A 6,290-nucleotide genomic window follows, 5' to 3' on the forward strand; every position below is an offset into this window, starting at 1 on the left:
ATGCGGATGATCTGTTCGTCGGTATGTCGCTTCTTCATCGAGTTCTCCTTGCCTCTAGGATAAGAGAACTCACTTGCCGTTTTGGCTACACGATCCGTCTCAGGTCACCTGTGACCTGCGGCGGAATTTTGTAGCCAGTCAGACAGTGAGTCTCGTGTCGATATTGTTGGAATCCAGCCTGGCTCGACGGACCGTGGCGGGAGGTTGATAGCGATGCGCGCTATGGGGCTGTTGATGGCGGTGTAAAACCGCGCTTAAATGGCGGTGCAATGCTGAGTGATTCGCTCAAGTACGAAGGGGCCCTCGGGCCCCTTTGACGTGATGCGGCGGTGGCGCTGTTCAGAACGGCGGGTCGAGCTTTCGCGTTCGGATACCCGGTCGTGACGTGCGCTGCTCACGCAGCTGTTCGTGGAGTTGGGCGCCGTAGAAGTCGGTGATCACGGCGAGCAGATCCTCGAGCAGTTCATACGCAGCCAGCGCCTGTTCGGGCGTCCAGTCGTCGGGCACGACGAACGGCAGGCCACGCCGGCGCCCGGAGGGCAGCAACGGTGCGCGGCTCATGACGTCGGCCCCTTCTTTGCGGCAGGTTTGCGCGTCTTGCGCTGCCGGGCCCGCGCTTCGTTGCGCTCGCGGGCCTCTTTGAGCCGATACGATTCGCCTTCGATCGAGATCACCTCGGCGCGATGCACGAGACGGTCGACCAGCGACACTACGCAGGCGGCGTTCGGGAACACCTCCGACCATTCCGCGAACGGCTTGTTGGTCGTCACGATGGTCGATCGGGCCTCATATCGACGGCTGACGAGTTCGAACAGCAAGTCGGCGTGGCGGTTCGAGTACGAGAGATAGCCGACCTCGTCGATCACGAGGATGTCCGGCGTGGCATAGTGATGCAAGCGGCGGCGCAGCGCCGAATCGCTGTCCAGTGCCGCGAGTTCGCCGAGCATCTCGCTAGCCGACTTGAACAGCACCGTGCGGCCCTGGATCAGCGCATGGTGCGCGACGTTCTGCGCCAGCGTCGATTTGCCCACGCCGTTCGGGCCGATGAACACGATGTTGGTCGCGTCGTCGAGGAACGAGAGCGACATCAGGTCCTCGACCGCCGCGCGGTCGATCCGCTTGGGCCAGTCCCAGTCGAAGTCGGTCAGCGTCTTGAACTTGCTCAGCTTCGCGGCGCGAATGCGCCGTTGCAGTGATCGATGGGCCCGTTCGTCTTCCTCCCACTGCAGCAACGGCGCAAGCCAGGTGGAGCCGTCGACTTCGGACCAATGCTCGACGAGGCCGTTCAGGCGTAACGCCCTGGCGCGCGAACGCAGCATCTCATTGTTGTTCGGGGTCGACGTCATCCTTTTTCTCCGCAGTCAGTTGATCGTAGGTATCGAGCCGGTGCGGCTGGACGGGCGCATCCTTGCGCCGTACGTGCTCCGGCAGATTCATGGCAACGGGAGGCGGTGCGCCGCGCGCGGCGCGGCGGCGCTCCAGCGCGGCCCGTACGGTATTGGTATGCGCCGATCCCGCACGCAACGCGTCTTCGACGGCGGCCTGCAATTCGGCAGCGCCGTAGCGGTCGAGCAGGCGTAGCAGCGAGCTCGTCAGCCCGCCGACGCTTGCGCCACGTTCGGCCGCACGGATCAGCAGGAGCTCGCAGGCCGGTACCGCTCGGGTCAGGCTGTTGACGCCGCGGTGCTGCCGGGCTTCGCGTTTGAACTGCTCGAGCGTTTTAAGGTGCTGTGGGTCTTCGATCTGTTCGGCCCGGTCGTAGCAACGTCGATGGCTGGCGATCATCTCGGCACCGTCGAACACCCGCACCTGGTTGAGGTCGGCCCGGACGGTCAACGTGCGACGCACGTGGGTATGCGGGATCGTGTAATCGTTCAGGTCGAAGCGCACGTACGGCGTCTTGCCCACCTTCACGGCCAGTTGCTCTTCGACGGGGTATGGATTGTCGGGCAACGTCAACAACAACGGCTGCTCGCGAGCGAACGCTTCGCGCACGGTCATCGTGCGATCCTCAGGGCATGGCCGGTCGGCCGCCTGGGTACGGCACCATTGCTCGGCTTGCGCGTTCAGATCATCGAGATCGGTGTACTTGCGCGCGGCGAAGAAGGCTTCTCGAACATGGCGGATCGCGCGTTCCACGCGTCCCTTCTCGTTGCCGCGCGCAACGGCGACAGGCCGAGGCTCGAAGCGGTAGTGGCCGGCGAACGCGAGCAGCGTCGGATGGAAGCGGATCGCATCACCAACGCGCTCGAGCACGGCCGATTTCAGGTTGTCGTACAGCAGGACTCTTGGTAGTCCACACCATGTGTTAAACGCGCCGATGTGGCCGCGCAGGAAGTTCTCCATTCGCGCATCAAGGAAGAAGCGCAGGTAGATATCGCGCGAGTATGAGAGCACCATCACGAACGCCATCAGTGGCCGAAGTGCCCCCAATCGACCTGGGCCTGCTCGCCGGGGAGCGTGCGCAGACGCAGGAAGGCCTCCGCAGGTTTCCGGGGGCGGTGCAGTGAGATCAGATGCCGGAAGTGGTCCGGCGCCCCTTTGTAGCCGCGCTCGCGAACCATCACATAGAGGCGGCTGGCCGTCAGCGTTGGGTATTTCGTCAGTGTCTGCCGGATGAACGGCAGGTACGGTTCGATCATCGAGGGTTTCGGCTGCGGCCCAATCCGGGGCAGCCCGGCATGGGCAATCACGCGCTGCGCCGTCTCACGATGCACGCGCAACTGCTTGGCAATGGTGCCGCACGGCCATTTCTCGGCGTAATACAGGCGCAGGATCTGCGCTTCGAGTTCAACCGGAATCGTCATCGGGGTCTCCGCGATCAGGGCACCGCCCGAAGGAGGCCCCTTCGGAGCGAACACGACGGGGACCGCGACGGCGCACGAAGCCGGTTCGCACCAGTGGCAGCAACAAGCCGCCGCAGCAATGGCAACGCAACGGCTGCGCCGCCGCCGGATGGGCGGCGGCGTTGGCGAGTGCAATGGCGGCGTCACGGTCCGGTTGCAGTACACCATCGGCGGGCACGTCAGGTGAACCCTGATGCGTCACTTTATTGCGCCGAGCCCGATAGCGCTTGGCTCGAGCCGCGTGAGCAACGCGCCCACGGCGCGTGCGCTGATAGCGTCGTCCAGCCTCGCGCACACGGTCACGGCGTACGTCGGCGGCGCAATTCCGGCAATATCGATTGCCGCGATCGCACCGGCGGCAGATGAAGACCTGCGCCCGGCAACGGGCGCACAGGTACAGGCGGCCCGTGGGCGGCTGCATTGGCGGTTCCTCGAGAACGCCAAAGACGAGGAGTCGACTGAGGTCGACGGGCCGCGCGAGCAATGCGATACTGATCGCTCACACGGCTCTCCGGCCGGCCGACGGGCCTGCCATCTGGATCCTATGTGGAGGTGCGGCACCGTACTGGACTTGGCGGTTGAGGCCGGTGCCGCGCCTGTTGTTCTTCTTCGGCAAACGCCTTTCTACCATGCGCATCGCCCAATGCGACGCGGGGCGCGTCTCCAGTCACCCTACGGGCTCCTTACGTCGCGCCCCGCATCAACATCCCGCTTCCGACAGGTTGGTCGCGTCCAAAACGCCGACTTTTACATTTGTGTCATGCCGCCGCGACGTGACGCCGCCGGAAAAGCGCGGATTTTGACCGCCATCGACAGCGCTCTATGCGAAGCGGATCCTGCCGAGTACCGCGTCCGACAACGCCGTCCTGTCAACCAGTCAACGAGCCTAACAAGAAGGCCTTTCGGGCCTGCTTGCACAGCCGGCGACGGTGGGGTTTCGAGCCGACCAGACCTTCTGACAACGACCAACGATCTTCAAGCGAGGGGTAGACAGTATCATATTGATTTGTATAGATATTTATTGAGGGTCGCATGGCAAAGCCTTACTGGGCTTAAAGGCGGCTAACCGGAAAAATGCATGGAAATCAAGAGCACCCCAAGAAGCCTTCGCACGCCGCGTTATGGGGCGAGCAGCCCTTGCACGACATTGAACGGATCAGATTGGCCTCCCGTATCCGGGTAAGCCAGCCTGGCCAACGATAGTGACGCGCCGGGTTGCAAGCATGCTTCGACCAGGCGGCGTTTCCCATCTGGATCGAACGACCGTTTGCCGTGCGGCGAAACGTGCATCACCTTCAGGGGCAGGTAAACGAGGTCAATCGTGTCAGCTGTCATCGTGGTTGCGTCCGCAAGTGTGAGTTGCGGACGCAATCGTGGATCGATTCAGCAGTGCCGGCTAGGTGCGGAGGATTTCGCGCTTACGCATCAGGCGTTTTGATCCTAATTTGGCCCCTACCGAAGACGTGTCCCCATGTCGCTCAAATCTGCGCAGGGATCGTGATGCTGCTCGGGCAGGACAGCGTCGCGCCGGTATCCGGAATCCCCACTACTTGTCCGTTCGAACCGGTCGAGGTCGTCGCGCTGCTGTGGCTGCCCAGTTGCAATTCGCCGTCGGTCACGGAGAAGGCCTTACCGCCACTGATCTGGCTATTGGTGATGCTGATTCCCGTGTCGCCCGATTTTGGCACGCCCATCAGGCTGTTCGAGAGCCCGATTATGGCGCCTTGCTGCTTGGTGGCGGTGGCGATCACATTGTCGATGGTGACGTTGGCGATGATCGGCAGGGCGCCGCCGGTGCCCGAGGCGTAGGCGTAGGTGAACAGGAAGGGCTGCTGGACGTTGCGCATGCAGGTGTTCCGGTAGGTCACGCCGGTGGTGGCACCGCTGTCCTTGGCGGTCTGGTCGGTCTTGATCCGGTAGCCGTAGTCGGTGCCGCTGAACTGCATCGTGTCGACCGTCACCTGCGAGACGCCGGGCTTGGCGAGCGTGGTGCCGGCCGCCTCCTGGCCGCCGATCGAGATGCCATGACCACCGCCCACCACGCAATGGCTGACGTTGACGCTCGAGGTGGCCGCCCCGCCCGCGTTTGACTTGATGGCGATATCGTCGTCGCCGGTGTCGAGCAGACAGTTCTTGATGGTCGCCGTCTGGGTGCCGATGATGTCGATCGCGTCGGTGTTCGGCGCGAGATCGTCACCGCTGGCATTGCGGTTCGGATTCGCGTAGATCCACACGCCGTCGATCGTGACGTTCTTCGAGCCCGATTCAATCACCAGTTGCTCCTTCGGCGAGTTGCGGATGATCAGTGCGCTGCCGGTAGCATTGGACGAACTCGGGAAGGCCACGATCGACTGCGATTTGCCGGCATCGGTGAAGTTCGAGCCAATCTGCAGGTTTGAGCCGGTGATGGCGATCAGTTTGGGCCGGGCCGTATTGTTCTGCCCGACTGCGGCAGGCCAGTAGTCCTGTCCGTCGCCGTCGATCGCGCCGGTGCCGGTAATGGTCAGGTTGCTCAGATTGCTGCCGGTCAGCATCGCGCCGCTCGAGGGCTGCGCGGGCGAGCCCTTCAGCGTGAAGCCCTTCTCCAACTTCAGCACGATATTGTTGGCGAGATTCACGCTGGTGATGACCGCCGTCGAGATGCCGTTGTTGCTGGCCAGGTCGACCAGGCCCGGACTGCTGCTGGTGCCGCTGGCAGCGCACTGTTGGATGGCGTTCTGCAGATTCGTGGTGTTGGTGCTGGCCGAACTGCTCCACTGCGGCGTGCAGGTGGCCGCTTGCGCGGACGCTTGCACGGCGAGCGCGGCCAAGGTGGAGAGCCTTAGGACGAGGCGCGTGCTGCTTTTGCCTTTCATTGGTTTTCCTTGTATTTAAAATAAGAGAGCGAAATAGGTGCAGCCGGCAAGCAGTGGGGGGGGTAACCTATGAGTCGCAATTCGCCGCCGGACGAACCTCGGCCGGGACACAACACGTATCCCAGGATACTGCTCAGGGCCTCGGATTTTTCTCGAATCCCTGCGCACTAACACGGATCGGTGACCATAATGATCCTCAGTTGAGAACGTTGGCAAAGTGATGGCACTGACGGGAGTGCGAGCAGCAATCACAATGGCGCCGCTGTTTATGCGATAACCGGGCGTCAAACAAGTTGCATCTCCCGGCGGCCCCTCATGTACAAAGCAATTTATGAAATATGGCTTTCAAATTCACTTAATTATACGCGGCATAGTCATTGACGTGCATCCAGCAACTGCAGATTTTTGATCAAACAATAAATAAAAGATGCAATAGCTCTAGATCAAATATCGACTCTCCAGCGCGCCCTCATTCTCGCCGCACTAGCAAAATTCCGGAGTTCTTTTTGAAATTCATCGATCAAATTCTTACGCGAATATTAATATTCGTCGTTTTTGTAATTATTTTGAAAATTTAGGTCTCTCTTCT

Annotated in this window: 5 protein-coding genes and 1 pseudogene; all 6 read right to left on the reverse strand. The window is 61.7% G+C overall.

The genetic code is table 11. The features are described 5' to 3' along the window. Nucleotides 1–339: 339 nt before the first annotated feature. The 6 genes and pseudogenes from JMF90_RS19400 to JMF90_RS19420 all read right to left on the reverse strand — a co-directional run bounded on the left by JMF90_RS19400 (nt 340) and on the right by JMF90_RS19420 (nt 5,701). Nucleotides 340–561, reverse strand: a complete 222-nt coding sequence (locus JMF90_RS19400; RefSeq protein ID WP_011548505.1) for a hypothetical protein — start codon at nt 559–561, stop codon at nt 340–342. Then, complete coding sequence (gene istB / locus JMF90_RS19405; protein WP_011694462.1) at nt 558–1,346, reverse strand: IS21-like element helper ATPase IstB; 789 nt, start codon at nt 1,344–1,346, stop codon at nt 558–560. Before istB ends, JMF90_RS19400 begins: the two co-directional genes overlap by 4 nt. Continuing rightward, on the reverse strand, nt 1,321–2,412 hold the full coding sequence (locus JMF90_RS19410; RefSeq protein ID WP_011694461.1) for a DDE-type integrase/transposase/recombinase: 1,092 nt from the start codon (nt 2,410–2,412) through the stop codon (nt 1,321–1,323). Before JMF90_RS19410 ends, istB begins: the two co-directional genes overlap by 26 nt. After that, nucleotides 2,412–2,807: a transposase gene (locus JMF90_RS40130; protein WP_011694460.1), complete on the reverse strand. Its 396-nt coding sequence runs from the start codon at nt 2,805–2,807 to the stop codon at nt 2,412–2,414. The genes JMF90_RS19410 and JMF90_RS40130 overlap by 1 nt, the downstream gene beginning before the upstream one ends. Before the next feature lie 1,236 nt (nt 2,808–4,043). Beyond that, nucleotides 4,044–4,181 (reverse strand): annotated as a pseudogene (locus JMF90_RS19415) (IS66 family insertion sequence element accessory protein TnpB); the annotation flags it as partial. Nucleotides 4,182–4,324: 143 nt separating this feature from the next. Next, nucleotides 4,325–5,701, reverse strand: coding sequence for a glycoside hydrolase family 28 protein (locus tag JMF90_RS19420; protein ID WP_011548508.1), 1,377 nt, complete (start codon nt 5,699–5,701; stop codon nt 4,325–4,327). Nucleotides 5,702–6,290: the final 589 nt, after the last annotated feature.

It is taken from the genome of Burkholderia sp. E168m23 (genome assembly GCF_016586125.1).
In the GTDB taxonomy this organism is placed as follows: Bacteria; Pseudomonadota; Gammaproteobacteria; order Burkholderiales; family Burkholderiaceae; genus Burkholderia; species Burkholderia orbicola.